This is a genomic window from Pseudomonas sp. 3HC3, assembly GCF_044904505.1.
In the GTDB taxonomy this organism is placed as follows: domain Bacteria; phylum Pseudomonadota; class Gammaproteobacteria; order Pseudomonadales; family Pseudomonadaceae; genus Aquipseudomonas; species Aquipseudomonas putida_Y.
The window spans coordinates 690,355-716,292 of the sequence record NZ_JADDRH010000001.1 but is presented as its reverse complement, the minus strand read 5'-3'; the positions used below and the strand labels follow the sequence as shown (position 1 = coordinate 716,292).

Sequence of the window (25,938 nt, the reverse complement as noted above, 5' to 3'; positions counted from 1 at the left end):
TTGTGTGGAGTGTTCCCTATGCAGACTTCGAGCACCGGCGTGTCGCGTACCCGGCAAGTGGTGGCCGCCGTTATCGGCAACGCCCTGGAATGGTATGACTTTATCGTGTATGGCTTTCTGGCCAGCATCATCGCCCGGCAGTTCTTCCCGTCCGACGACGAGTACGCCTCGCTGCTGATGGCCCTTGCCACCTTCGGCGTCGGGTTTTTCATGCGCCCGGTGGGCGGCGTGCTGCTGGGCATGTATTCCGACCGCAAGGGCCGCAAGGCGGCCATGCAGATGATCATCCGCCTGATGACCGTGTCCATCGCCATGATCGCCTTCGCGCCCGACTACCTGGCCATCGGCATGGCTGCGCCGCTGCTGATAGTGGTGGCGCGCATGCTGCAGGGCTTTGCCACCGGTGGAGAATACGCCAGCGCCACGGCGTTTCTGGTGGAAAGCGCGCCTGCCCACCGCAAGGGCCTGTATGGTTCGTGGCAATTGGTAGGGCAGTGCCTGGCGGTGTTTTCCGGGGCGGCAATGGTGGCGTTGGTTACCCACCTGTGCTCGCCTGAGGCGCTGGACAGCTGGGGCTGGCGCATCCCGTTCGTGCTGGGCCTGCTGATCGGGCCGGTCGGGCTGTGGATTCGCAAGCATATGGAGGAGCCTGAGGCGTTTGTCGAGGCGCGTCGCCATGCCAAGGGCCAGTCGCCCAGCCTGTGGCAGGTGCTGCGTGAACACCGGCGCAGCCTGCTGGTGTCGATGGGGTTGGCCTGCGGCGCGACGGTATCGTTCTACGTGGTGCTGGTGAACATGCCGACTTTCGCCCACAAAAGCCTAGGCCTGCCGCTGGACCAGGTGCTGCTGGTGCAGATGCTCGCCGTGGGGCTGATGACCCTCGTGATTCCGTTGTCCGGGGCGCTGTCTGACCGGCTGGGGCGGCGCCCGGTGCTGATGGCCTTCACCCTGGCGTTCTTCGTGATGGTCTACCCACTGTATGTGTGGGTGGCCGCTGCGCCTTCCCTGGAGCGCCTGTTGGTCATGCAACTGCTGTTGTGCACGGCCATCGGTGGTTTCTTCGGCCCGGCACCTACTGCCCTGGCTGAGCAGTTCCCGGTCCAGGTGCGTTCCACCGGCGTGTCGGTGGCCTACAACGTGGCGGTGATGGTGTTCGGTGGCTTTGCCCCGTTGATCGTGACCTGGCTCACCCAGGTGCTCGGCACCCCGGTTGCGCCAGCGTTCTACGTGCTGTTTGCCTGCCTGCTGACATTGCTGGGCACCTATTGCCTGAAAGAAGCACCGCAGGCAGTCAAGCCTGCCGCCTTCAACCTTGGAGTAAAACCGTGAAGCCGCTAGCCATCGACCCCATTGTTGCCCTTGATGCCGAGGCACTGTCCCAGGCCATCCATGCCCGCCAGTTGTCATGCCGGGAGGTGATGCAGGCCTACCTGGGGCATGTCGAGCGCTTCAATCGGCAGGTCAATGCACTGGTCTCGCTGCGCCCGGCCGAAGTGCTGCTGGCCGAGGCCGAGACGCGTGACCGCGAACTGGCCCGTGGCCACTCGCGCGGCTGGATGCATGGCATGCCGCAGGCAATCAAGGACCTCGCCGCCACGGCCGGGCTGCGTACCACGCTCGGCTCGCCGCTGTTTGCCGAGCAGGTACCCGAGCAGGATGGGATCAGCGTGGCGCGGGTGCGGGCGAGCGGGGCATTGATCATGGGCAAGAGCAATGTGCCCGAGTTTGGCCTGGGCTCGCAAAGCTACAACCCCTTGTTTGGCACCACCACCAACGCCTACGACCCGTCGCGGGTGGCGGGTGGCAGCAGCGGTGGGGCTGCAGCGGCGCTGGCCATGCACTTGCTGCCGGTGGCCGACGGCAGCGACATGATGGGCTCGCTGCGCAACCCGGCGGCGTTCAATAACCTGTTCGGCCTGCGCCCATCGCAGGGCCGCGTGCCGCATGGGCCGGCACCCGAGCTGTTCGTGCAGCAGCTGGCCACAGAAGGGCCGATGGGCCGCAGTGTGGTCGACGTGGCGCGGCTGCTGTCGATACAGGCGGGTGTTGATGCCCGGGCGCCGCTGTCGCTAAGCGAAGGCCGGCGCGATTTTACCGTTGGCTTGCCGCGCGATTTTCGCGGTGTACGGGTGGGCTGGCTGGGCGACTACAACGGCTATCTGCCGATGGATGACGGGGTAATGAGCCTGTGCGAGTCGGCGCTGGCCGACTTTGCCGAGCTGGGCTGCCGGGTCGAGGCCTGCCAGCCGGCATTCGACCTGGCGCGCTTGTGGCAATGCTGGCTGACCCACCGCCACTTCCTGGTGCATGGCAACCTCGGCGCAGCCTATGCCGACCCCGGCAAGCGCGCATTGCTCAAGCCCGAAGCACGGTGGGAGGTGGAAGGTGGCTTGCAGCTGAGTGCGGCGGCGCTGTACCAGGCTTCGTTGGACCGCAGTGACTGGTACCGCGCCATGGGCAAGCTGTTCGAGCGTTACGACTTCCTGCTGTTGCCCTCGGCCCAGGTGTTCCCTTTCGATGCACGCCAGCCATGGCCAACGGTGGTCGGGGGGCGGGCAATGGACACCTACCACCGCTGGATGGAAGTGATGATCGGGCCGACCCTGGCCGGTTTGCCGAGCATCAGCGTGCCGGTGGGGTTCAATGCCGCCGGGTTGCCCATGGGCCTGCAAATCATAGGCCCGGCGCAGGCCGACCATGCCGTGCTGCAGCTGGCGTATGCCCATGAACAGCTCACCCGCTGGGTGGTGCGCTGCCCGCCACAACGCCTGCTTGCGCCATGAAAGCATGGGCAGGCGCGGATCTTGCTGGCTATCCTGACCATCCCGCTACAAGGAGGTCATACCCATGGGCATCACGGCAGACAGCGGCGGCGTGCGTTCGGTGGAGCGGGCGCTGGCTATCGTCGACCTGCTGGGCGAGCACGAGGCGTTGGGCCTGGAAGAACTGCACTACCTGACGGCGCTGCCCAAGGCCACGGTGTCGCGCATGATCGCCACCTTGCAGGCGCAAGGCTGGTTGTACCGCGGCCTTGCCGACCGGCGCTACCGGCTGTGTGCGCGACGCCTGTTCGGTGACCGCCAGTTGCGTTTCAAGCGGCGCCTGGTGGAAAGCGCAGCGCCCATGCTGCTGGAGTTGAGTGAGCGCACCGGGCTGGTCGCTGACCTGTCGTGTTTCGACGGCCAGCGGCTGGAGGTGATGGAAAGCGCCATTCCCCAGGTGCTGCGCAAGCGCTATCCGCACACCTGTCAGATCGTCGGGCAGCATGCCAGCCTGTTTCATTCGGCGATGGGGCGGGCGTGCCTGGGGGAGCTGGCGGTGGACGAAGTGCAGCGCCTGGCGGCCCATGAGCGGCTGGGTGACGACGGGTTGTTACGCGATATCGAAGAACAAGCGCACAAGGGCTTTGGTCAGCGCACCGAAGGCTACTGGGAATACCCGGTGCGCCTGCCGTTCCTGATCCGCGCCATTGCCTTGCCGGTACATGCCGAAGGGCGCCTGGTCGGCAGCATTGCCTTGCAATGGCCGCTGGATCAGGCGCCGGTGGAGCGGGTGTCGAGCCTGCACCTGAGCAGTTTGGCGACCACTGTGGGGGAAGTGCAGCGGGCCTTGGCTGTTTGATGTTTCCTGCACGGGTTTCTTCGCGGGTAAGCCACAGGCGCGTGCATTGCCAGTAACATCCACAGAGCCAGCGGGCGTCACTGGCCCTCCCGAAATCCGCTAGGGCTCACCCCCGCCTGCTTGCGAAAGAACCGGCTGAAATACCCCACATCGGCAAACCCCAGCTCATGGGCGATCTCTTTCACGCTTAGGCTCGAATGCCCGAGCATGCGCTTGGCCTCCAGCACCAGTCGGGCATTGATCACATTCATCGGCGTCATGCCCAGGTGTTCCTGGCACAACCGCCCCAACGTCACCAGGGTCATGCCCAACTCGGCGGCGTATTCTGCCAGTGGCCAGTGCGCGCGGTAGTGCATGTCTACCAGCTCGCGAAAAGCAGTCAGTTGCTGGCTGCGTCTTGATACTGGGCGTTGCTCACCTGCGGGTATGTACGGCTCATGGCGCAGGACATGGATCATCAGTGCCAGCAATAGCGCCATGCTGCTGGCCACATGCTCGCGGGCGCGGTTGTGGTATTCCTCGCGCAGGGCCCGACACAGGGGCAACAACGGGTCTTCATCGGCGGCCCAGTGGGGCAGGGCAATCACCTGTGGTTTGCGCAGTTGTACCAGCACACTGGGTGCCAGCACCTGGGCGATGCTATCCAGCGGGTGCTGCGCAGCCGTGATTACCTGGCCTTCTACCTGGCTGGCCCAATGAAAACCATGCACCACCTGCGCCGGGACGTACACCACGCAGGGCGCATGGACCTGAAACCGGTCACTGTCGAACAGCACCTCGCCGCCACCGCTTTGCAGGTACAACAGCTGCAGCAAGCCTTCGTGACGATGTGCGGCAATCTCCCAGTTGTGCGCGCCAGAGCGCTGGGATATCTGCTCCACATGCAAGGCTTCGTGCCACACCGGCTGCGCGGTTTCACCGTACAGGGCGTAATTGGGGATCTTGTTCATGGTGTTGTAATTGTTCTGTTCAGTACCCGCTACTGTGCCATAGCTGCCCGCAGGCTTCAGGGCGCAGTGGGCAAATTGACGGGAATGTGGGGCTGGTTGCAGGTTTTGTCCATTCTGCCGGTGGGCCTGCCGGCCATAGCCTGTTGCCCAGAACAAGCAACGCTCTGGAGAACAGCATGTACAACAACAAGATCCTTTCTCAGTGGCTAGGCCTGGAGTCGGCCGTATGCGTGGTGACCGGCGCGGCCGGCGGCATTGGCGCAGCGTTGGCCGCAGCCTTGGTGGAGCAGCAGGCCCACGTGGTGCTGCTTGACCGCGACCTGGACAAATGCCGCGAACTGGCGGCCACCCTGGGGGAACACAGTGCAGGCGAAGTCAGTGCCCTGGCCTGCGACATTGCCAACCCGGCCAGCGTGGAGCAGGCTGCGGCCCAGGTACAGGCGCTGCATGGGCGCTGCGATGTGCTGGTCAACAATGCCAGCGTGCTGCGCCCTGGTGCGCTGGACACGCTAAGCCTGGAGCAATGGAACCAGGTGCTGGCGGTCAACCTCAGTGGCTACCTCTTGTGTGCCCAGGCCTTTGGCCGTTCCATGCTGGACTGCGGCCAGGGCCGTATCGTGCATGTGGCCTCGATTGCAGCACATTACCCGCAACCCAACAGTGGCGCCTACAGCGCGGCGAAGGCAGGCGTCAGCATGTTGTCGCGGCAGATTGCCGTAGAGTGGGGGCCACGCGGTGTGCGCAGCAACGCCGTATGCCCGGGTTTGATCCGCACGCCATTGTCGGCGGCGTTCTATGCCGATCCACAGGTGGAGCGCCGGCGTAGCGCCATGACCGCCAACCAGCGCATCGGTGAACCGCAAGACATCGCCGAAGCCGTGCTGTTTCTGGCCAGCCGCCGCGCCGACTATATCAACGGCGCCGAGCTGACTGTGGATGGCGGACTGGAAAGCATGCCCATGGCATTGATCCCGCGCCCTGGCTTCGAGGGGGCAGGCCAATGAGTACGCGTAGCTGCGATGTACTGGTCATCGGTGCGGGGGCTGGCGGCCTGGCGACAGCCATCACCGCGAAAAAGCTTGGCCTGGATGTGATCGTCATCGAAAAGGAGGAGTGCTTCGGCGGCACCACGGCGTTTTCCGGCGGCGTATTGTGGGTGCCGGGCACCCGGCACGGGGGCAATGACAGCCAAGCAGCGGCCATGACCTACCTGCGCAACGAAACCGGTGCCTGCTTCGATGCGGCCGGGGTGGAGGCATTCTTGCGCTACGCGCCGCAGATGGTTGAGTTTTTCGAGCGCGAGACGGCAGTCAAATTCGTGCCCACGCTGTACCCCGATTATCACCCGCAGGTGGAAGGCGGCGTCGATGTGGGCCGCTCGATACTGGCCGCACCTTACGACATCCGTGGTCTGGGGGCCGACATGGCGCGGCTGCGCCCGCCGCTGAAGACCATCACCTTCATCGGCATGATGTTCAACTCGTCGAATGCCGACCTCAAGCACTTCTTCAATGTCACCCGTTCCTTGACCTCGTTCACCTACGTGGCCAAGCGCCTGCTGACCCATTTGAAGGAGCTGGCCTTGTACCGACGCGGCACCCAGGTCACCAGTGGCAATGCCCTGGCGGCACGGCTGGTACGCTCGGCACTGGACCTGGGCATTCCGATTCTCACAGGCACCCCGGCGCGGCAGTTGCTGCGCGAAGGGGCGCGGGTAGTGGGGGCGGTGACCGGGCAGGCCGGCAGCGAGCAGCGCATCGAGGCCCGGCGCGGGGTGGTGCTGGCCTGTGGCGGTTTCTCCCATGACCTGCAACGGCTGCGCCAGGCCTACCCGCATGTACGGCGTGGCGGCGAGCATTTTTCACCGGTGCCAGCGGGCAACACCGGCGATGGTGCGCGCATGGCCGAGGCGCTGGGAGCAAAGGTCGATATATGCCTGCAGGCACCTGCAGCCTGGATGCCGGTGTCGAAGGTGCCGGTGGGTGGTGGGCGGCATATTGCCTTTCCGCATTTGCTCGACCGCTACAAACCGGGTGTGATCGGCGTGCTGCGTTCAGGGCAGCGATTCACCAATGAGTCGAATGCCTACCACGACGTAGGCGCAGCGCTGATCGAGGCGTGTTCCGACCAGGCAGAAACTGCCATGTGGCTAGTGTGCGACCGCCGCACCCTGGCCAAATACGGGCTGGGCTTTGCCAAGCCTGCGCCGATGCCGCTGGGGCCATTGCTGCGCAACGGCTACCTGCTCAAGGGCCAGACCCTGGCGGAGTTGGCCGGCAAGGCCGGTATCGATGCGCAAGGGCTGGAGCAGACTGTGCGCGAGTACAACCTTGGCGCTGTCCACGGTGAAGACCGTCAGTTCGGCCGCGGCAGCACCAGCTTCAATCGCTACCTGGCCGACCCGCAGCAACAACCCAACCCGTGCGTAGCGCCGGTTGGCGAGGGACCGTACTTTGCCGTGAAAGTGATCATGGGCGATCTGGGCACTTTCGACGGGCTGCGCACCCGTGTGACCGGTGAAGTGTTGGCGGCCGACGGGCAAGTCATCGACGGCCTGTATGCGGTGGGTAACGACCGCGCCAGCATCATGGGCGGCAACTACCCCGGGGCGGGCATCACCCTGGGGCCGATCATGACCTTTGCCTACATCACCGGGCGTCATCTGGCGGGTGTCGAGCAGGGGCTGGCGGCGGGCAACGCACGGGAGGTGGCGTGATGGACAAGCCTGTGGTCGACCACCGCATCTACACCATTCGCCCGCGCGGCATGGCGGCCTTTCTCGAGGCGTTCGACCAGCTGGCGATGCCGATCCTGCTGCGCCATCTCGGTGAACCCCTGGCGTTTTACACCAGCAGCATCGGGCCGTTGAACCAGGTGGTGCACTTGTGGGGCTATGACAGCCTCGATGACTTCGAGAAGCGCAGCGCAGCGCGGGATGCCGACCCGGACTTTGCTGCGTACCTGCATGCCACCCGCGACCTGGTGGTGGCTCAGGAAACACGCATCATAAGGCCTGTGCGCTTACCCAGCCTTTTCCACTAGGGCTGCGACAAACACCGTCATAAAAACAACAACAGGTGATACCTATGAACAACACACTCGACGTGCGCCAACTGATCGACCAGCAACCCATCGGCCGTTACCAGAAATGGGTAGTGTTCCTCGGCTTTCTCATCATCGCTCTGGACGGCCTGGACGTCGCCATCATCGGCTTCATTGCCCCGCAATTGAAAAGCGATTGGGGCCTGGATGCGCAAAGTCTGGGCCCGGTATTGAGCGCCGCGTTGATCGGCCTGGCACTCGGCGCCTTGATTGCCGGCCCCTTGGCGGACCGTTACGGGCGCAAGGCGGTGTTGCTGTGCAGCGTGCTGCTGTTCGGCCTCTGGACACTGGCCTCGGCCTTTTCACCCAGCCTGGAAGCCCTGGTCGCGTTGCGCTTTCTGACCGGCCTGGGCCTGGGCGCAGCCATGCCCAATGCCAGCACCCTGGTCAGCGAGTATGCCCCGGCACGCAGCCGCTCGCTGCTCATTACCCTGGCATTCTGCGGCTTCTCCCTGGGCGCGGCGGCAGGTGGCTTCGTCAGCGCCTGGATGATTCCGAACCTGGGCTGGCGCAGTGTCTTGGCATTGGGTGGGGTGTTGCCGCTAATGGTCCTGCCGTTGCTGTATTGGCGCCTGCCGGAATCGGTGACGTTCCTGGTCAGCAAAGGGGCGGACCGCAAGCGCATTCTGGCCATTGTCCGTCGCCTGGCACCTGAGCATGTCAACGCCGACACGACCTTTGTCTTGCCCGGTAAAGCCCAGGCTGCAGGCGGTGCAATCGGCACCATCCTCTCAGCGCGGTATCGCTTTGGTACCTGCATGCTCTGGGGCGGGTACGTGCTGGCGCTGTTCCTGGTCTATCTGTTCAGCGGCTGGTTGCCGACGCTGGTAAAGGAGGGGGGCGGGTTTTCGGTGGCCGAAGCGGCCATCGTCACCGCCTGTTTCCAGATTGGCGGCCCGTTGGGGGCAATTTCGGTGGGTTGGGCCATGGATCGCTACCCGGCGCAGCGCGTGCTGGTACTGACCTTCCTGTTAAGTGGTGTGGTGATTTTTGCAATTGGTCAGGTCGCTGCGGACTTCGCCTGGTTGTGTGCGGTTGCGAGCGCTGTGGGCTTTGGCCTTAATGGGGCAAGTGTTGGCATGAATGCACTGGCGGCGGCTTTTTACCCGACTGAAGCACGGGCGACCGGCGCCAGCTGGATGAGCGGCATCGGGCGCCTGGGTGCGATTCTCAGTGCCTTTGCCGGGGCACAGATGCTGGCACTGGGCTGGAGTTTTGCCCAGGTGTTCGCTTCGTTGTTGCTACCCGCAGGGTTGGCGGCTTTGGCGGTATGGCTGCAGGGGCGAAATGCGGCGTCACGGCTTAGCGTTCCAGGCTGTACAGCCGGCACCCCGGCTGCAGCGCCAGCAGGTTCGGCTCCCACTCCCTAGCCTTCGGGAACACAGCCCCTATCTGAAGCCATACGCTCGATCAACGCCCACAACGCCGCATCATTGAAATCGTCGACAACCAGCCTGGCGCCCGCCGCCAGCAACCGCTCCGGGGTCTGCGTCGTGGCCACGCCCACGGTAAAGATCCCCGCGCCACTGGCCGCGGCCGTCCCCGGCAATGAGTCCTCGAAGGCCAGCGCTTGCCCGGCCTCGGCACCCAGGCGCTGCAGGCCTGTGAGGTAGGGCAGCGGGTCCGGTTTGGGCCGTGCCAGTTCTTCGGCTACCAGCACATGTTCAAAGTGCTGGCCCAGGCCCATGGCGTTCAGCATGTGCTCGGCGTTCAGCCGCGGTGCGTTGGTCACCACACACATGCCGATGGCATGGGCCTGGGCATGCTCCAGCAGGCGCAACAGGCCCGGCATCGGTTCAAGCGACGGCGACATTGCGCGGAACAGCGCTTCCTTGCGGTCGGCCAACGCCTGGCACTGTTCGACACTGGCGCCGCTGAAAAGCTCGGCGAACAGCTCGCCGTTGGCGCGGCCGCTGACCTGGGCATCGAACTGCGCCTGGCTCAGCTCGCGGCCATCGTGTTCACGCAGCAGTTGGCGAAAGGCCTGCAGGTGCAGGGTGTCAGTGTCGGTGAGGGTACCGTCAAGGTCGAACAGCAGGGCGGTCAGCATGGGATATCCAGATGAAAAAACACAAGCCAAGGGATCATAACCAAAGCTGACGACGAAGGGGGCTGTTCAGCGCGCTCCGAAAAGAGTACAAATGTGCTCCATGGACACTCTTACCCCCAAACGCCGCGCCATTTTCGAATTCATCCGTGAGCGTATTGCCGAGCATGGTCAGCCGCCGAGCCTGGCCGATATCGCCACGCGCTTCGGTTTTGCCTCGCGCAGCGTTGCGCGCAAGCACATCACCGCCCTGTGCCAGGCCGGTTACATCGATGTCACGCCAAACCAGGCCCGGGGCATACGCCTGGCCGAACCGCTGCGCCGGCCAGAAATCCTCGAAGTACCCGTGCTGGGCCAGGTGGCGGCAGGTGCCCCCATCGGCCCGGACCTGGACATCCACGAGCAGTTGCTGCTCGACCCCAGCCTGTTCCGCCGTACCCCCGACTACCTGCTGAAGGTGCGGGGCGACTCGATGATCGGCGACGGCATCTTTGACGGTGACCTGGTCGGCATCCTGCAACAGGCCGACGCCCGCGACGGGCAAATCGTGGTTGCGCGCCTGGACGGCGAAGTGACCATCAAGCGCCTGCAGCGCCAAGGCGGCACTTACCGGCTGTTGCCACGCAACCCGGCCTATGCGCCGATCGATGTGCGGCCCGAACAGGACTTTTTCATCGAAGGCGTGTTCTGCGGCTTGCTGAGGCGTGACTGATGGGTGCCGTGGTCGACCTCGACAGGCTGCTGGAACAGCGCCGGGTATGGCGCGGCCGGCAGGCCCAGGCGCGACCGCTCGGGCTGCAGCCCACCGGCCATGCGGCCCTCGACGAACGTTTGCCGGAAGGTGGCTGGCCGGCGGCAGCACTGAGCGAGCTGTTGCTGGCCAACCCCGGCTGTGGCGAATTGCAGTTGCTGTGGCCAACCCTGGCCCGGCTGAGTGCAGAAGCCAGCAGAGTGGTGCTGGTGGCTCCACCCTTCATCCCTTTTGCACCAGCCTGGCAGGCAGCGGGGGTGGACCTGCGCTGGCTGGTACAGGTGGATGCCGAGCCTGCCGATGCCCTGTGGGCTGCCGAACAGTGCCTGCGCTCGGGCAGTTGCGCGGCGGTGCTGTGCTGGCCGGAACGTGCCGATGACCGCGCCCTGCGGCGCTTGCAGGTAGCGGCCGAAACCGGGCAGGCACTGGCGTTCGCCTGCAGGCCGCAGCAGGCGTCGCACAACCCTTCACCCGCAGCGCTGCGCATTGCAGTCGACACACGCCCGGCGCAATGGCGCGTGCTGAAAAGCCGGGGTGGCATGCCACCAGCACTGCCAATACCCTGCCCGGGGCGGGGCTGATGCACCATGCTCTGGGCCTGCATCCTGCTCCCGCAGCTTGCGCTGGACACCGTCCTGCGTGAGCGTGACGACCCTGACACGCCTTTGGTGCTGATTGGCGGGCCGACCCAGCGTCGCCTGTTGCAGGCAGTCAACCCGGCGGCCGCTGCACTTGGCCTGCGGGCCGGGCAAACCCTGACCGCAGCGCGTGCCCTGGCCGATGGCTTTACCTGTGTCGAAGCCGACCCCAAACGCATCGATCAGGTGCAACAGCTGCTGGCGGCCTGGGCCTACCGCTTCAGTGCCCAGGTCAGCCTGCATTACCCACGGGCGCTGTTGCTGGAAGTGGGCTCCAGCCTGCAACTGTTCGGGCCCTGGCCCTTGTTCGAGGCGCGTCTGCGTCAGGGGCTGGCAGAACTGGGCCTGCGTCAACGCATTGTCCTGGCCAGCAACCCGGTGGCTGCTCGCATGCTCGCCAATGGCCACGATGGCCTGGCCGTGGGCGATGTCGACGCCACCCGAGCGGCGCTGCTTGGCATGCCCATCACGCGCGTCGGCCTGCCGGCAGAGGCGGCCGAAGCGTTTGCCCGCATGGGCTTGCACCAGCTGGGCCAGGTATTGGCCTTGCCGCGCGATACCTTGGCCAGGCGCTTTGCGGCCCAGGTGCAACTGCACCTCGATCAGTTGCTCGGCCTGCGCAACCTGGGGCTGGACTTCTACCAGCCACCGGACCGTTTCGAAACCCGGCTGGAACTCAACTTCGACGTCGAGTCGCACCAGGCGCTGTTGTTCCCGCTGCGGCGCATGCTCAACGACCTTGCTGCATTTCTGGCCGGGCGAGACTGTGGCGTGCAGCGCTTCTGCCTGCATCTGGAGCACGCCGAGGGGCCGGATACCCTGCTCAAGGTGGGCCTGCTGGCGGCGGAACGCGATGCTGCGATGCTGTTCGAGCTGGCCCGTGCGCGCCTTGAGCCGCTGCGCATACCCGCACCGGTGCGCAACCTGCGGCTGGTTGCCGAAGACTTGCCACCCTTCGTGCCACAGCATCAGGCGTTGTTCGACCCGCGGGCGCAACAGGCGCAACCCTGGGCGCAGTTGCGCGAGCGGTTGCGCGCCCGCCTGGGGGATGAGGCCGTCAAGGGGCTTGGCGCAGCAGCCGATCACCGCCCCGAATGCGCCTGGCAGTTGGTAGAGCAGGGTGCCCAAGGCAACATGCCGGTTGCACCGGGCAGCCGCCCGGGCTGGCTGTTGTCGGCACCGATCGCGCTGGATGATGCCGGCTACCAGGTGCAGGGCTACGCCGAACGTATCGAATCCGGTTGGTGGGATGGCGGCGATGTGCGTCGCGACTACTACCGCATCGAAACCCGTGACGGCCTGCGCGGCTGGGCCTACCGCGACCTGAGCCAGGCCGGCCCGCTTTGGCTGCAGGGTTGGTTCGCATGAACACCCCGGGTTATGCCGAGCTGCATTGCCTTTCCAACTTCAGCTTCCAGCGCGGTGCATCGAGCGCCGACGAGCTGTTCCGGCGTGCGCGCGAGCAGGGCTACCAGGCCTTGGCGATCACTGACGAATGCACGCTGGCCGGTATTGTGCGCGCCTGGCAGGCAGCCAAGGTGCACCAGTTGCGGCTGATCGTTGGCAGCGAGGTGCAATTGTGCGACGGGCCCAAACTGGTGCTGCTGGTCGAGAACCTGACCGGCTACCAGAACCTGTGCGCCCTGATCACCCGTGCCCGGCGGCGGGCAGAGAAGGGGGCGTACCAGCTGTTTCGTGATGACTTGCTGCTGCACCACCAAGGCCTGCTGGCCCTGTGGGTGGCCGCTGACAGTGGCGATATCGCTACCGGCGCGTGGCTGCGCAGTGTGTTCGCTGAGCGCCTGTGGCTGGCCGTGCACCTGCATCGGGGCAGTGACGATGCCGTGCACCTGCAACGGCTGCGGGTACTGGCGGCTGATGTAGGCATTCGCACCGTGGCCTGTGGCGACGTGCACATGCACGTGCGTGGTCGCCGTGCCTTGCAGGACTGCATGACTGCCATCCGCCAGCATTGCCAGGTGAGCGAGGCCGGGCGCTTTCTGTTTGCCAATGGCGAACGGCACCTGCGCAGCCAGGCGCAACTGGGCGAGCTGTATCCGCTCGACCTGCTGGCCGAGACCCTGGTCATTGCCCGGCGCTGCCAGTTTGACCTGAGCGAACTGAACTACCAGTACCCACGCGAACTGGTGCCCGAGGGGCATACCCCGGCAAGCTGGTTGCGCGAATTGTGCGAGCAAGGCCTGCCGCTGCGCTGGCCAGGCGGGCCGAGTGGCAAGGTGCGGGATGTGCTTGCCAAGGAACTGGGGCTGATCGAAGAGCTGGGCTACGAAAGCTACTTTCTGACGGTGCACGACATTGTCGCCTTCGCCCGCAGCCAGCGCATTCTATGCCAGGGCCGGGGGTCGGCAGCCAACTCGGTGGTGTGCTTCGTGCTGGGCATCACCGAGCTTGACCCCATGAAACACCACCTGCTGTTCGAGCGCTTCCTGTCGCGCGAGCGCAACGAGCCACCGGACATTGACGTGGACTTCGAGCACGACCGGCGCGAGGAGGTGATCCAGTATGTGTTCCGTCGCTATGGCCGGCACCGGGCGGCGCTCACTGCGGTAGTCAACACCTACCATGCCGCCGGTGCGGTGCGGGATGTGGCGCGGGTGCTGGGGCTGCCTGCCGACCAGGTGGATGCCCTGGCCAAATGTTGTGGCCGCTGGAGCGATCGCATACCCGATGACCAGCGCCTGGCCGAGGCCGGTTTCGAAGCGGGCAGCCCTTCGCTGCGGCGGGTGCTGGTGCTGGCCGGCGAACTCATCGGCTTCCCCCGGCACCTGTCGCAGCATCCGGGTGGTTTTGTCATCTCCCAGCAACCGCTCGACCAGCTGGTGCCGGTGGAGAATGCCGCGATGCCGGAGCGTACGGTGATCCAGTGGGACAAGGATGACCTGGACATGGTCGGCCTGCTCAAGGTCGACGTACTGGCGCTGGGCATGCTTAGCGCCTTGCGCCGCTGCTTCGACCTGCTGCAACGCCACCGTGGCCGGCACCTGACCCTGGCGACCATCCCTAGCGAAGACCCGGCCACCTACGCCATGATCAGCCGTGCCGAAACCATGGGCGTGTTCCAGATCGAGTCACGCGCGCAAATGGCCATGTTGCCGCGGCTGCGGCCCCAAAAGTTCTACGACCTGGTCATCGAGGTAGCCATCGTCCGCCCTGGGCCGATCCAGGGCGACATGGTGCACCCGTACCTGCGCCGGCGCCTGAAGCAGGAACCGGTGACGTATCCGTCGCCGCAACTGAAGGAGGTGTTCGAGCGTACCTTGGGCGTGCCGCTGTTCCAGGAGCAGGTGATGGAGCTGGCGATGGTCGCGGCCGACTATACCCCGGGCGAGGCCGACCAGTTGCGCCGCAGCATGGCCGCCTGGAAGCGCCACGGCGGCCTGGAGCCGCACCGCGAACGGCTGGTGCAGGGCATGTTGCGCAATGGTTACACGCTGGCGTTTGCCGAGCGCATCTTCGAGCAGATCAAGGGGTTTGGCAGCTATGGCTTCCCTGAGTCGCATGCGGCCAGCTTTGCCTTGCTGTGCTATGCCAGCAGTTGGCTGAAGTGCCATGAGCCGGCGATTTTCACCTGTGCGTTGGTCAACAGTTGGCCGATGGGCTTCTACAGCCCTGATCAACTGTTGCAAGAGGCTCGCCGCCAAGGTATCGAGGTACGGCCGGTTGATGTCTGCCACAGCGACTGGGACTGCACCCTGGAGCCTGATGCTGAAGGCACCCTGGCCATTCGCATGGGGCTGCGGCTGGTGCGTGGCCTGGCCGAAGCCGATGCCAGGCGCGTGCAGCAGGCGAGGGCGCAGCGGCCGTGGCGCAACGTCGAAGACCTGTGCCTGCGCGCCGGCCTGGACGCTCGGGCCCGTGCCCGCCTGGCTGATGGCGGGGCGCTGCGCGCTTTGGCCAGCGATCGGCATCAGGCGCGCTGGCAGGTGGCTGCGGTGCAGCCGCAGCTGCCGTTGTTCGCCGATGTGCAGGCCTTGCCTGAAGAAACGGTGCAATTGCCCGTGCCAACCGTGGGCGAGGACTTGATGGCCGATTATCAAACCCTCGGCACTACGCTTGGCCCACATCCACTGGCCCTGTTGCGCTCTCGTCTGAGGGCGCTGGGGTGTCGCAGCTCCAGTGAATTACAGGGTGTGGAGCATGGCGACAACATTGCCGTGGCCGGGCTGGTGGTGGGCCGGCAACGGCCTCAAACCGCCAGCGGTGTGACCTTCGTTACCCTGGAGGACGAGCATGGCATGGTCAACGTGGTGGTGTGGCGTGCGCTGGCCGAACGGCAGCGGCGGGCGCTGGTGGGTTCGCAGCTGCTCAAGGTCAGTGGGCGGCTGGAGCAGGAGAATGGGGTGCGGCACTTGATTGCGCGGCGGTTGGAGGATGTGAGTCCGCTGCTGCAAGGGCTGGATGTGCGCAGCCGGGATTTCCACTGAAACCCCAACGCTCGGTACTTGCGCGGCTCCCTGTGGGAGCGGGCGAGCCCGCGAAGCAGCCACCGCGTTGCATGGCACCGGCCTTGCCGGTGTTCGCGGGTATGCCCGCGCCCACAGAGGTCATCTACTGATCCAGCTTGCGCTCGCCGGTTACACCATCGCCAACCGCTGCTTGTGCGTCGGCGCAGGGAACGCCCGGTCGATCGCCCGCAGGTCTTCGCTGGTCAAGGTCAGCGCTCCCGCCGCTGCATTGAGCCGCACATGCTCGGGCGCCACTGCCTTGGGGATGGCGATCACGCCGTCATCGCGGGTCACCCAGGCCAGGCTGACCTGGGCCGGTGTGGCGCCATGACGCTCGGCGATTTCTGCCAGTACCGGGTGCTGCAACAAGCGCCCGGCCTGAGCCAGCGGGCAGTAGGCCATGGTCGGCAAGCCACGTTTTTCGCACCACGGCAGCAAGTCGAATTCGATGCCACGCTGGGCCGGGTTGTACAACACCTGGTTGGTTGCGCAATCAGGGTTATGCAGCTCGCGCAAGTCGTCGACGTCGAAGTTGGACACGCCCCAGCGCTTGATCTTGCCTTGCTCGCGCAAGCGCTCGAAGCTTTCGACGGTTTCCTCCAGCGGGTGCTGACCACGCCAGTGCAGCAGGTAAAGGTCGATGCAGTCGGTGCCCAGCCGGGTGAGGCTGCGTTCGCAGGCAGCCGCCATGCCGCGCAGGCCGGCATTGTGCGGGTAGACCTTGCTGACCAGAAATACCTGGTCGCGGCGCCCGGCAATGGCTTGGCCAACGACCTCTTCTGCCCCCCCTTCGGCATACATCTCGGCGGTGTCGATCAGGTTCAGGCCCAGCTCGATGCCCTGTTGCAGCGCCGCGACTTCGGCAGCCTTGTGACCTGGGTCTTCGCCCATGTACCAGGTGCCTTGGCCGATGGATGGAACACTCGTGCCTGCCAGTGTTACGAAACGCATGTCACCTCCGGGATCCGGGTATTGGAAAGAAGAACCTCAAGCAGTGCCTGCGCTGCGGTGGAAAGCTTGTGCTCGCTGAGGGCAATCACGCCGATGCGCCGTTCGACAGTGGGCTCGACCAAGGTTACGCAGCGGGCACCCAGCTCCTGCATCTGGTTGATGCACAGCGCCGGCACGGCACTGACCCCCAGGCCGCTGGCAACCATGCGGCCGATGGTCGTCAGCTGGTGGCTTTCGAACGCTACTGCCAGCTTGCCGTGGCGGGCCGCCACATTCTGCTCCATCAGCAGGCGCACTGCCGAAGGGCGCTGCAGGGCCACGAAGTCTTCGGCCATCAGCTGTGCCCAGCTGACCTGGGGCAGCAGTGCCAAGGGCGAGTCGGCGGCCACTACCGCAACGAAGCGGTCCATGTACAACGGGTGGAAGTCCAGCCCATCGATGTTATCCGGCTCGAAGCCGATGCCCAGTTCGACGCGGCGATGGCGTACCAGTTCCTGTACCTGTTCGTTGATTACGTCGTGCACGGTGACGTTGACCTTGGGGTAGCGCTGGCGAAACACCTTGAGCGAGTGGGGCAACAGGTTGCCGGCAAAAGCCGGCATGGCCGCCACCGACACACGGCCCAATTGCAGGGTGAAGCGCTGGCGCAGCATCTCTTCAGTGTCGTCCCAGTCGGCCAGCAGGCGGCGTGCCAGTGGCAACAGCACTTCGCCTTCGGCAGTCAGGCTGACGCTGCGCGTGGTGCGGCTGAGCAGGGCGCCGCCGAGGTTTTCTTCCAGCGCCTTGATGGTCAGGCTCAGTGCCGGTTGCGAAACGTGCAGGTGTTCGCCGGCCTGGGCGAAGCTCTGGTACTTGGCCACGGCGACAAAGGCGCGTAGTTGCTTGACGTTCATGTCGGGCCTATTTTTGTTTTATAAAATTTATCAATCGATGACGAAAACAAAATTAACAAATCAGTCGCTTGCGGTGAAGATGTCGGCACACGCTCACCGACAGCCTCGTCGGTTAAACAACTACAAAAGGCGGATCAGCATGGCCGGACTGGACAAGCGCGTTGCAACCTATGAACAGGCCCTTGAAGGCCTGAGCGACAACATGACGGTACTGGCCGGTGGTTTCGGCCTGTGCGGCATCCCGGAAAACCTTATCAGCGAAATCAAACGGCGCGGCGTCAAGGGCCTGACCGTGGTTTCCAACAACTGCGGCGTGGACGGTTTTGGCCTGGGCATGCTGCTGGAAGACCGGCAGATCCGCAAGATGATCGCCTCCTATGTGGGCGAAAACGCCGAGTTCGAACGCCAGTTGCTCAGTGGCGAACTGGAAGTGGAGCTGACCCCACAGGGCACCCTCGCCGAAAAAATGCGCGCCGGTGGTGCCGGCATTCCGGCGTTCTACACCGCCACTGGCTATGGCACCCCGGTTGCCGACGGCAAGGAAGTCCGCGAGTTCAAGGGCCGCAAGTACATCCTGGAAGAATCCATCACCGGTGACTTCGCCATCGTCAAGGGCTGGAAGGCCGACCACTACGGCAACGTGGTTTACCGCAACACTGCGCAAAACTTCAACCCGCTGGCGGCCACCGCCGGCAAGATCACCGTGGTCGAAGTGGAAGAAATCGTCGAACCCGGCGTGCTGCTGCCAAGCGAAATCCACACCCCGGGCATCTACGTGGACCGTGTCATAGTCGGCACCTTCGAAAAGCGTATCGAAAAGCGCACCGTCAAGGCCTGAGCGCCATCCACCCGAACAATAAAGAGATCCTGACCATGGCACTGACCCGCGAACAGATGGCGCAACGCGTTGCCCGTGAACTGAAGGACGGTTACTACGTCAATCTGGGCATCGGCATCCCCACCTTGGTGGCGAACTATGTACCCGCCGACATGGATGTGATGCTGCAATCGGAAAACGGCTTGCTCGGCATGGGCGAATTCCCGACCGAAAGCACCCTTGATGCCGACATGATCAACGCCGGCAAGCAAACTGTCACCGCCCGCCGCGGCGCCTCGATCTTCGATTCGGCACAATCGTTCGCCATGATCCGTGGCGGCCACGTCGACCTGACTGTACTGGGCGCTTTCGAGGTGGACGTGCAGGGCAACATCGCCTCGTGGATGATTCCGGGCAAGTTGGTCAAGGGCATGGGTGGGGCCATGGACCTGGTGGCCGGCGCCGACAACATCATCGTCACCATGACCCATGCCTCCAAGGACGGCGAGTCCAAGTTGCTGCCGCAGTGCAGCCTGCCGCTGACCGGTGCGGGCTGCATCCGCAAGGTGCTGACCGACCTGGCCTACCTGGAAATCGAAGACGGCGCCTTCATCCTGCGCGAGACCGCACCCGGGGTCAGCGTCGAGGAAATCATCGAGAAAACCGCCGGCAAGCTGATCGTGCCGGAGGATGTGAAGGAAATGACCTTCTAAGGCATGACGTGATCTCACCCTGTAGGAGCGGGTTTACCCGCGAATGCGTCGGTACATAGACCGCCGCATTCGCGGGTAAACCCGTTCCCACAGGTTTTTTGCGTTGCCTGGCAATACCGCTTTATCTCATAAAACCAATAAAAGGAATTCACCGTGGCCGCTGAAATCCAAGACAGCCGCTCCGCGCGCTTTGCCTTGCGCTGCTCCAACTGGGCCGAACGCTGGTTCCCCGACTCCTGGGTGTTCGCCGCGTTGGCGGTACTGCTGGTGTGTATTGGCGCACTGGCCATGGGCGCCAAACCGACCGACACCGCCAAGGCTTTTGGCGACGGTTTCTGGAGCCTGATACCGTTCACCATGCAGATGGCTTTCGTGGTCATCGGTGGTTATGTGGTGGCCAGCTCGCCGCCGGCCGCGAGGTTGATCGATCGCCTGGCGCGTATCCCCGGCAATGGGCGCTCGGCAGTGTGCTGGGTAGCGCTGATCTCGATGCTGGCTTCCTTGCTCAACTGGGGGCTGTCGCTGGTGTTTGGAGGCTTGTTGGTACGCGCCCTGGCGAGGCGTACCGACCTGAAGATGGATTACCGCGCAGCGGGTGCGGCGGCTTACCTGGGCCTGGGTGCGGTGTGGGCGCTGGGCCTGTCATCCTCGGCGGCGCAGTTGCAGGCCAACCCGGCCAGTCTGCCACCTTCAATCCTGTCGATAACCGGGGTGATTCCCTTTACCGAAACCATCTTTCTCTGGCAGTCCGGCGTGATGCTGGCGGCGCTGGTGGTGGTCTCGCTGGTGATCGCCTACGCCACCGCGCCGGGCCCGAACAGCGCACGTAGCGCCGAAGACTGCGGTGTCGACCCCAGCTTCACAGCGCCACCCGCCCCGCAACGCACGCGCCCGGGGGAGTGGCTGGAACACAGCCCGATCCTGATCCTGCTGTTGGTGGCCTTGGCTGCTGGCTGGCTCTATCAGGAGTTTGCGACAAAACCCGCGATTACCGCCATCTCGGGGCTCAACACCTACAACCTGTTGTTCATCATGCTCGGTGCTTTGCTGCACTGGCGCCCACGCAGCTTCCTTGATGCGGTGGCGCGTGCGGTACCGACCACCACCGGTGTGCTGATCCAGTTCCCGCTGTATGGTTCGATCGCCGCCATCCTCACTCAGGTGAAGGGCGTCGATGAACAGACGCTGGCCCACCATATTTCACTGTTCTTCACCCAGATTGCCACCCACGACACGTATGCCGTGCTGATGGGCGTGTATTCGGCGGTGCTGGGCTTCTTCATCCCATCCGGCGGTGGCAAGTGGATCATCGAGGCCCCTTACGTGATGCTGGTGGCCAACGACCTGCAGTACCACCTGGGGTGGGCGGTGCAGATCTACAACGCGGCCGAAGCCTTGCCGAACCTGATCAACCCGTTCTACATGCTGCCGCTGCTGGGCGTGCTGGGGCTCAAGGCGCGCGACCTGATCGGGTTCTCGTTCGTGCAATTGCTGGTGCATGTGCCGTTGGTGCTGGTGTTGCTGTGGGCATTGGGTACAACGCTGCAGTACGTACCGCCAGTGATGCCTTGATTCAAGGCCTCTGCAGGCTTGGCGTCAGCTTTCAGACGCGTATCATGGCTGCCTCAGCCTGGGAAACACGCGTCACATGTCTATCCGATTGAAACTGCTGCGTAAGAAACTGGGGATGACCCTGGAAATGCTGGCCGAAAAGACTGGCATGACCAAAAGCTACCTGTCCAAGGTCGAGCGCGGCCTCAACACGCCCTCGATCGCTGCGGCGCTGAAACTGGCGAGGGCGCTGAACGTCAATGTCGAAGAGCTGTTCGCCGAAGAACAGGCCGGACAGAGCCGCTACAGCCTGGTGCGCCATACCGAGCGCCAGGCCTTGGTTGGCGATGGGCAAGGGCCGGGGTATGCGGCCCTCACCAGTCAGGTTGGCCAGCGCAGCCTGCTGCCGTTTCTGATCCAGCCGCCGTCCGAGTTCAGCGACCCCACGTTCAAGGAGCACCAGGGCGAAGAGTTCCTGTTTGTTCACGCAGGCCAGGTAGAAGTGGATTTCATGAGCGAGCGGGTAATGCTGGAGCAGGGCGACGCCCTGCATTTCAACGCCCAGACGCCGCACCGGCTGCGCTCGGTAGGTGTCTCACCGGCGCAATTACTGGTCGTGGTTCACCACGCAGACGAATAAAACATCAGGGGGGCAGGTATGCCCCTTGTTCTCAGCTGTGAAACGCCAGATACATCGCACCAGCCCTCCCTTGCATAATCTGCGTGTCGCTTTTTTGACGAATGCACCCATCGCCCATTGAATTTTATTATGGTGTCGGATCATTGACGTAGTGTCATTGTGCCCATAAGCTCAAATCAACAACGAAACAACTCCCGCAACACCGCGCCAATAACTAATTGATTTTCCTGTTTTTAGGAGGGGAGTATGCGCTCGACTCTGATAATCAAATCGATGTTCTTGCTGGTGATGCTAAGTGGTGCTGCCCGCGCGGCAGATTCGTATATCAGTCAGAACAGTATCATTCCTGTTTCAACTGCGGGCTGGTTCTTTGCCTTTGCTGTCGTCGGTTTTGTTGCTGTTGCCAACCGCAGAAAGATCTGAACCGGACACCTTGTACCCGAAGTGACTGCCCATTGCCGAGAGGCCACAGGCATGGCTTGTGAATTCTCCAACCGTTGCTATATTCCCAGTAGCCCGTAAGGGCCAACGTTAAGAACGTTGCAGCCCACGGCTACAGTATCAAGGTAAGGGCCTGCAGGAAGGTCGAGGCCATCGCGGCAGCTGTGCGTCGCGAAGCGGAGCGAGAGTTGGTGTGTTGTTCTCATTCAGTGCTCTTTGTCGGGCCATTTGGCCGGAGGGACCCTCATGGTGCGTTCAATATTTGCCGCTTTGTGCATGCTGACGATGTGGGCCGGCGCCGCTAACGCCGACCAGAGCAGCGCTCCCTACCTGCTCAGCCCCGGCGATGTGGTGATGGTTTCGGTGTGGCAGGAAGACAGCCTGCGTCAAGAAGCCACCGTACTTCCCGATGGCAGTATCACCTTCCCCCTGGCCGGGCGCATCAATGTTGCCGGGCTGGACGTGACGGCAGTCGAAAAGCAGGTCGCTGCCAAACTCGAAAAATTCCTCCCCGACCCTAACGTCAGCGTTGTCGTCAAAAGCATTGCCGGCAACATGGTCTATGTGCAAGGCAAAGTGATCAAGCCCGGGCCGGTGCAAATGGCAGGCCCCACTGCGGTATTGCAGGCGTTGAGCATGTCGGGTGGCCTGGACAAGTTTGCGGATGAAAGCGAAATCAAGGTGGTCCGCGGCACGGGTGCTTCCCAAAAGATCCTGCCCGTGCGATATAAGGACCTGGTGTCTGGGCGGGACATGTCCACCAACATCCAACTTCAGGCTGGCGATACGCTGGTCGTCCCTTGATCTTGCCTTTAATAAGAACATTTAATGCCTCTTCTTAGAACAACTCGCATTGCAACGGCAATCTTGGTCTTGCCGTTTACGGACGCGGTACTGGCGGCAAATTGGCAGTCTACGGTGGTGGTACCGACATCCGTCGAATACGACAGCAACCCATTGCTGCTGACCTCGGGGGAAAAGGGCATAACGCGCACGATCATCGCGCCGGATTACACCCTGATCGGCACTTTTGACCGTGACGAATTGAGGTTGGGGCTTGGCATGCATGTGCTGCGCTCATCCGATACGGATATCGTCGATGACCGTGAAGACCCTGATATCAGCCTGGGCTGGCAGCGCACCACCGAGCGGGGGCGTTTCGGCCTGGTGGCGCGCTACAACGAGAGCTCGACGTTGTCGGGGACAGTACTGGATACCGGGGTGATTACCACCGACGGTACGCAGAAGCTTTACACCTTGACTGGCAACTGGAGCCAGGCGGTGACCGAGCGCAGTACCTTGAGCAACGAAACCACCTACAACCGTGCCCGTTACGACATCAGCACGCTGACGGGCTACGACGAACTGGCGAACGTCTTTACCTGGACTTACGCCTGGAACGAGCGGGCTGATCTGTATACCCGTTTTGGTGCCCGGCGCTATGAGCCCGAACAGGACCTTACCGCGACCGCTTCCAACAGTTACACCCCGGCAGTCGGCGTCAAATACCAGCTTGCCGAAGGCTTTAGCGCCGATGCCCATGTTGGCGTCAACCAAGTATCAGGTGACGACGGCGGCCGACGCGGGGAGGGTGGGGTTGCGTTGCTGTACACCGGCCCGCGTGCCGATGCCAGCCTCACAGCCGAGCGCAGCACGGTGGCAAGCGCCGAAGGCGGCTTCGCCGAGTTGGACCAGGTGCGTGGTGTGTGGAGCTATGCGTTGACCGAGTTGTCCCGGGTGGGCGCGGACGCCGCGTGGCAAGACAGCAAGGGGCAGTCGCCCAATACGCTGCAGACTTACAGCGTATGGGCCAGCCGCCAGTTTTCGCCTTACTGGGACCTGCGCCTGTCGCTGATGTACAAAGAACGGCAGCAGGACCATGTACCGGATGCGACCGCTACGATCGTTGGTTTGACGTTGACGTACAGGTACCCCGACATCTGAACTTCAGGCAGGTGGCCCTATGAAGTCTGACTACGAGCTCTCCCTCAGAGATTACATCGCCATTATCAAGGACAGGGCCCTGGTGTTAGGGGTGAGTGCCGCAGTCATTCTCGCCGCGACCGTGGCCGTCGCGTTGATGGTGCCGCCGATCTACCAGTCGACCGGCACCATTCTGGTGGAGTCGCAGCAGATTTCACCCGAGCTGGTGTCGACCAACACCACCACTTTTGCCGATGAGCGCATCGAGGTGATCCGCCAACGGGTGATGACCCGCGAAAACCTGCTGCGCATCATTGGCAAGTACGACCTGTTCGCCGACAAGCGCTTCAGCGAAAGCGACAAGATCGACCAGATGCGCAACGCGATCGTGGTCCAAACCCTTACCACCTATGTGCGCGGACGTGGTGAAGCGACCGTGGCGTTCACTGTGTCGTTCGAGCACAAGCAGGCACAAGTGGCCAAGGAAGTCGCCGACGAACTGGTGACGCTGTTCCTCAACGAAAACCTCAAGCAGCGCACCGAGCGGGCCAACGAAACCACCGAGTTCCTCACCCAGGAAGCCAACAAGCTGGGTGCCGAGCTGGCCAGCCTGGAAAACCAGTTGGCCGATTTCAAGCAGGCCCACGCCAATGCCTTGCCCGAGCACCAGACCCTGCGCATGAACATGCTGTCGCGTGCGGAGCTGGAATTCCGTGAGGTCGACCGTGACTACAAGGCTGCCCAGGAAGAGCTGCGCTACCTGGAGCTGGAACTGTCTGCGGCCAATGCAGGCCTTGCCACCAAGGCTGCCGAAGGCACCCGGTCAACCCGTGCCGACCTGCCTGAGGACCTGCCTAGCCTGAAAGCCGAATACGCGCGGCTGCTGACCCGCTACAAGGACGCCCACCCTGATGTGGTGGCGATCAAACGCAAGATCCAGGCGCTCGAAGCCAGTGGTGGTCGCACTGCGGCAGCGTCCACGGTCAGCCTCGACGTGGCCCGTGTCCGTGCCAAGATGAGCGCCGCCCAGGTGCGTATTGCCTCGCTGGCAGAGCAAAAGCGCGAGCTGACCCGGAAAATGGAAGGCTATGAGGCCGAGATCCTCGAGGCGCCGCAGGTCGAGCGTGGCCTGGTGACCTTGATGCGTGACCACGACAACGCGCGCAAGAAATACGAAGAGATTCGTGCCAAGGAAATGGGCGCAAAAATTACCGAAAGCCTCGAGCAGGAAAACAAGGCTGAACGCTTTGTGCTGCTGGAGCCTCCGCTGTTGCCCGAGAAGCCGATCAAGCCTAACCGCAAGAAAATCGCCGCGCTGGGCCTGGTGCTGGCACCCGCCGGTGGCGGTGCGCTGGTGATGCTGCTGGAAATGCTCAATCAGCGCGTGCGCGGCGTTGGCGCCCTGGAAAGCCTGCTGGGCAAACGGGTGCTGGTGGCACTGCCCTATATCGATACCCGAGCCGACGTGGCCCGACGCAAGCGCTGGCGCAATCGCCTGATCCTGGCGGCACTGGCGCTGGCAGCTATCATGATAGGGCTGGTGCACGTGTTCTACATGCCACTGGATGTGCTGTTGTACAAAGTCATGTCTCGGTTTGTATAGGGAAAGCAGTGATGGACAGGATCAAGCCGGCTGTTGGCAACAATATTCATCAGGTTACCCCAGGTACTCCCCAGGCACTGTCTCCCGCCCCCGGTACGGCGCTGGCAGAAGTGCCGGGTCAGTTCGATTACGTGAACACCAAAGTGGTACCGCTGCGTGCAGACCACCTGGAGCGCAACCGCATCGTCGCGTACAACAAGAACTCCAACATGAACGGGCCGATCGACCTGTTGCGTACGCAGGTGCTCAGGGCCATGGACGAGAACGGCTGGCGTACCTTGGCCATCACCTCGCCAACGCCGGAAGCGGGCAAGACAATGCTGGCGATCAACCTGGCCATGAGTATTGCCCACCACACCACCAAGACTGCGTTGCTGGTGGACTTCGACCTGCGCCGGCCCAAGGTCGGCAGTTACCTGGGGCTGCCCATGGAGCAGGCACTGAACGAGTTTCTGACGGACAAGGCCGAGCTGCAGGACTGCCTGGTCAACCCGACCTTGCCGCGCTTTGTGGTGCTGCCGACGCGGGTACCCGTACCCCTGTCGACCGAGATGCTGTCCTCGCCCAAGGTGAACAACCTGATTGGCGAGTTGCGCAACCGCTACGAGTCGCGCATCTGCATTTTCGATTTGCCACCGCTGCTCAGCTCGGACGATGCAATCACCGTGATGCCCAAGTTTGATTGTGTATTGCTGGTGGTGGCCAACGGGATGAACAACAAAAAGGAAATCGAGGATTGCCTGCATCACCTGGCCACGGTGAACCTGATCGGGACTGTGTTGAACAAGGCTGACGAACAGCCGCGCACCTATTACTGATTCTTCTGGCCGT

At 63.4% G+C, this 25,938-nt stretch carries 24 protein-coding genes; 20 read left to right on the top strand and 4 right to left on the bottom strand.

Going from position 1 to position 25,938, the window contains the following annotated elements; translation table 11 throughout:
* Positions 1-18 precede the first annotated feature (18 nt).
* The 3 genes from INQ47_RS03455 (at position 19) to INQ47_RS03445 (ending at position 3,621) form a co-directional block, all read left to right on the top strand.
* Positions 19-1,329, top strand: a complete 1,311-nt coding sequence (locus INQ47_RS03455; RefSeq protein WP_252461273.1) for a citrate-proton symporter — start codon at positions 19-21, stop codon at positions 1,327-1,329.
* Entirely contained in the window at positions 1,326-2,783 is a 1,458-nt protein-coding gene (locus INQ47_RS03450; RefSeq protein ID WP_404701098.1) for an amidase, read from the top strand. Before INQ47_RS03455 ends, INQ47_RS03450 begins: the two co-directional genes overlap by 4 nt.
* Before the next feature lie 64 nt (positions 2,784-2,847).
* Positions 2,848-3,621 carry an IclR family transcriptional regulator gene (locus INQ47_RS03445; protein WP_404701097.1) on the top strand — a complete coding sequence of 258 codons (774 nt, stop codon included), beginning with the start codon at positions 2,848-2,850 and terminating at the stop codon, positions 3,619-3,621.
* A 77-nt stretch (positions 3,622-3,698) separates the two neighbouring features.
* Here INQ47_RS03445 and INQ47_RS03440 read toward each other — a convergent pair whose 3' ends face one another.
* On the bottom strand, positions 3,699-4,571 hold the full coding sequence (locus INQ47_RS03440) for a helix-turn-helix domain-containing protein (RefSeq protein ID WP_252461276.1): 873 nt from the start codon (positions 4,569-4,571) through the stop codon (positions 3,699-3,701).
* 176 nt (positions 4,572-4,747) lie between these two features.
* On the opposite strand from INQ47_RS03440, the gene INQ47_RS03435 reads away from it, so the two are divergent.
* The 4 genes from INQ47_RS03435 to INQ47_RS03420 are packed head-to-tail and all read left to right on the top strand — an operon-like array spanning position 4,748 to position 9,043.
* Positions 4,748-5,575, top strand: coding sequence for an SDR family NAD(P)-dependent oxidoreductase (locus INQ47_RS03435; protein ID WP_404701096.1), 828 nt, complete (start codon positions 4,748-4,750; stop codon positions 5,573-5,575).
* The gene (locus tag INQ47_RS03430) at positions 5,572-7,287 is read left to right on the top strand and encodes an FAD-dependent oxidoreductase (protein ID WP_252461277.1); all 1,716 of its coding nucleotides are present in this window, start codon (positions 5,572-5,574) and stop codon (positions 7,285-7,287) included. The genes INQ47_RS03435 and INQ47_RS03430 overlap by 4 nt, the downstream gene beginning before the upstream one ends.
* Entirely contained in the window at positions 7,287-7,613 is a 327-nt protein-coding gene (locus INQ47_RS03425) for an NIPSNAP family protein (protein WP_392487511.1), read from the top strand. The genes INQ47_RS03430 and INQ47_RS03425 overlap by 1 nt, the downstream gene beginning before the upstream one ends.
* A gap of 44 nt (positions 7,614-7,657) precedes the next feature.
* Positions 7,658-9,043, top strand: coding sequence for an MFS transporter (locus INQ47_RS03420; protein WP_404701095.1), 1,386 nt, complete (start codon positions 7,658-7,660; stop codon positions 9,041-9,043).
* On the opposite strand, the gene INQ47_RS03415 is transcribed toward INQ47_RS03420, so the two are convergent.
* Complete coding sequence (locus tag INQ47_RS03415) at positions 9,040-9,723, bottom strand: HAD family phosphatase (RefSeq protein WP_252461280.1); 684 nt, start codon at positions 9,721-9,723, stop codon at positions 9,040-9,042. The two genes, INQ47_RS03420 and INQ47_RS03415, sit on opposite strands and share 4 nt — an antisense overlap.
* A gap of 91 nt (positions 9,724-9,814) precedes the next feature.
* On the opposite strand from INQ47_RS03415, the gene lexA reads away from it, so the two are divergent.
* The 4 genes from lexA to INQ47_RS03395 are packed head-to-tail and all read left to right on the top strand — an operon-like array spanning position 9,815 to position 15,554.
* Positions 9,815-10,432 carry a transcriptional repressor LexA gene (lexA, locus tag INQ47_RS03410; protein ID WP_209966236.1) on the top strand — a complete coding sequence of 206 codons (618 nt, stop codon included), beginning with the start codon at positions 9,815-9,817 and terminating at the stop codon, positions 10,430-10,432.
* Positions 10,432-11,052, top strand: a complete 621-nt coding sequence (imuA, locus tag INQ47_RS03405; protein ID WP_004374214.1) for a translesion DNA synthesis-associated protein ImuA — start codon at positions 10,432-10,434, stop codon at positions 11,050-11,052. The genes lexA and imuA overlap by 1 nt, the downstream gene beginning before the upstream one ends.
* Positions 11,053-11,058: 6 nt before the next feature.
* On the top strand, positions 11,059-12,477 hold the full coding sequence (locus INQ47_RS03400) for a Y-family DNA polymerase (protein ID WP_404701094.1): 1,419 nt from the start codon (positions 11,059-11,061) through the stop codon (positions 12,475-12,477).
* The gene (locus tag INQ47_RS03395; RefSeq protein ID WP_404701093.1) at positions 12,474-15,554 is read left to right on the top strand and encodes an error-prone DNA polymerase; all 3,081 of its coding nucleotides are present in this window, start codon (positions 12,474-12,476) and stop codon (positions 15,552-15,554) included. The genes INQ47_RS03400 and INQ47_RS03395 overlap by 4 nt, the downstream gene beginning before the upstream one ends.
* 150 nt (positions 15,555-15,704) lie before the next feature.
* Here INQ47_RS03395 and INQ47_RS03390 read toward each other — a convergent pair whose 3' ends face one another.
* Positions 15,705-16,526, bottom strand: a complete 822-nt coding sequence (locus tag INQ47_RS03390; protein WP_404701092.1) for an aldo/keto reductase — start codon at positions 16,524-16,526, stop codon at positions 15,705-15,707.
* On the bottom strand, positions 16,514-17,419 hold the full coding sequence (locus tag INQ47_RS03385) for a LysR family transcriptional regulator (protein WP_252461284.1): 906 nt from the start codon (positions 17,417-17,419) through the stop codon (positions 16,514-16,516). The genes INQ47_RS03390 and INQ47_RS03385 overlap by 13 nt, the downstream gene beginning before the upstream one ends.
* 139 nt (positions 17,420-17,558) lie before the next feature.
* Here INQ47_RS03385 and INQ47_RS03380 point away from each other — a divergent pair, with 139 nt between their 5' ends.
* From INQ47_RS03380 to INQ47_RS03340, 9 genes are all read left to right on the top strand, one after another.
* Positions 17,559-18,257, top strand: a complete 699-nt coding sequence (locus tag INQ47_RS03380; protein WP_252461285.1) for a CoA transferase subunit A — start codon at positions 17,559-17,561, stop codon at positions 18,255-18,257.
* Between the two features lie 35 nt (positions 18,258-18,292).
* The gene (locus INQ47_RS03375) at positions 18,293-18,949 is read left to right on the top strand and encodes a CoA transferase subunit B (RefSeq protein WP_252461286.1); all 657 of its coding nucleotides are present in this window, start codon (positions 18,293-18,295) and stop codon (positions 18,947-18,949) included.
* A 153-nt stretch (positions 18,950-19,102) separates the two neighbouring features.
* Positions 19,103-20,521, top strand: coding sequence for a short-chain fatty acid transporter (locus INQ47_RS03370; RefSeq protein ID WP_004576289.1), 1,419 nt, complete (start codon positions 19,103-19,105; stop codon positions 20,519-20,521).
* Positions 20,522-20,597: 76 nt separating this feature from the next.
* Positions 20,598-21,140, top strand: a complete 543-nt coding sequence (locus tag INQ47_RS03365) for a helix-turn-helix domain-containing protein (protein WP_252461287.1) — start codon at positions 20,598-20,600, stop codon at positions 21,138-21,140.
* A gap of 246 nt (positions 21,141-21,386) precedes the next feature.
* Positions 21,387-21,563, top strand: coding sequence for an EPS-associated small membrane protein EppA (eppA, locus tag INQ47_RS03360; RefSeq protein WP_252461288.1), 177 nt, complete (start codon positions 21,387-21,389; stop codon positions 21,561-21,563).
* Positions 21,564-21,827: 264 nt separating this feature from the next.
* On the top strand, positions 21,828-22,385 hold the full coding sequence (locus INQ47_RS03355; protein WP_252461289.1) for a polysaccharide biosynthesis/export family protein: 558 nt from the start codon (positions 21,828-21,830) through the stop codon (positions 22,383-22,385).
* A 24-nt stretch (positions 22,386-22,409) separates the two neighbouring features.
* On the top strand, positions 22,410-23,525 hold the full coding sequence (locus tag INQ47_RS03350; protein ID WP_252461290.1) for a hypothetical protein: 1,116 nt from the start codon (positions 22,410-22,412) through the stop codon (positions 23,523-23,525).
* Positions 23,526-23,544: 19 nt separating this feature from the next.
* Positions 23,545-25,107, top strand: coding sequence for a Wzz/FepE/Etk N-terminal domain-containing protein (locus INQ47_RS03345; protein ID WP_252461291.1), 1,563 nt, complete (start codon positions 23,545-23,547; stop codon positions 25,105-25,107).
* 11 nt (positions 25,108-25,118) lie between these two features.
* Positions 25,119-25,925 carry a CpsD/CapB family tyrosine-protein kinase gene (locus tag INQ47_RS03340; RefSeq protein ID WP_021785066.1) on the top strand — a complete coding sequence of 269 codons (807 nt, stop codon included), beginning with the start codon at positions 25,119-25,121 and terminating at the stop codon, positions 25,923-25,925.
* Positions 25,926-25,938 lie beyond the last annotated feature (13 nt).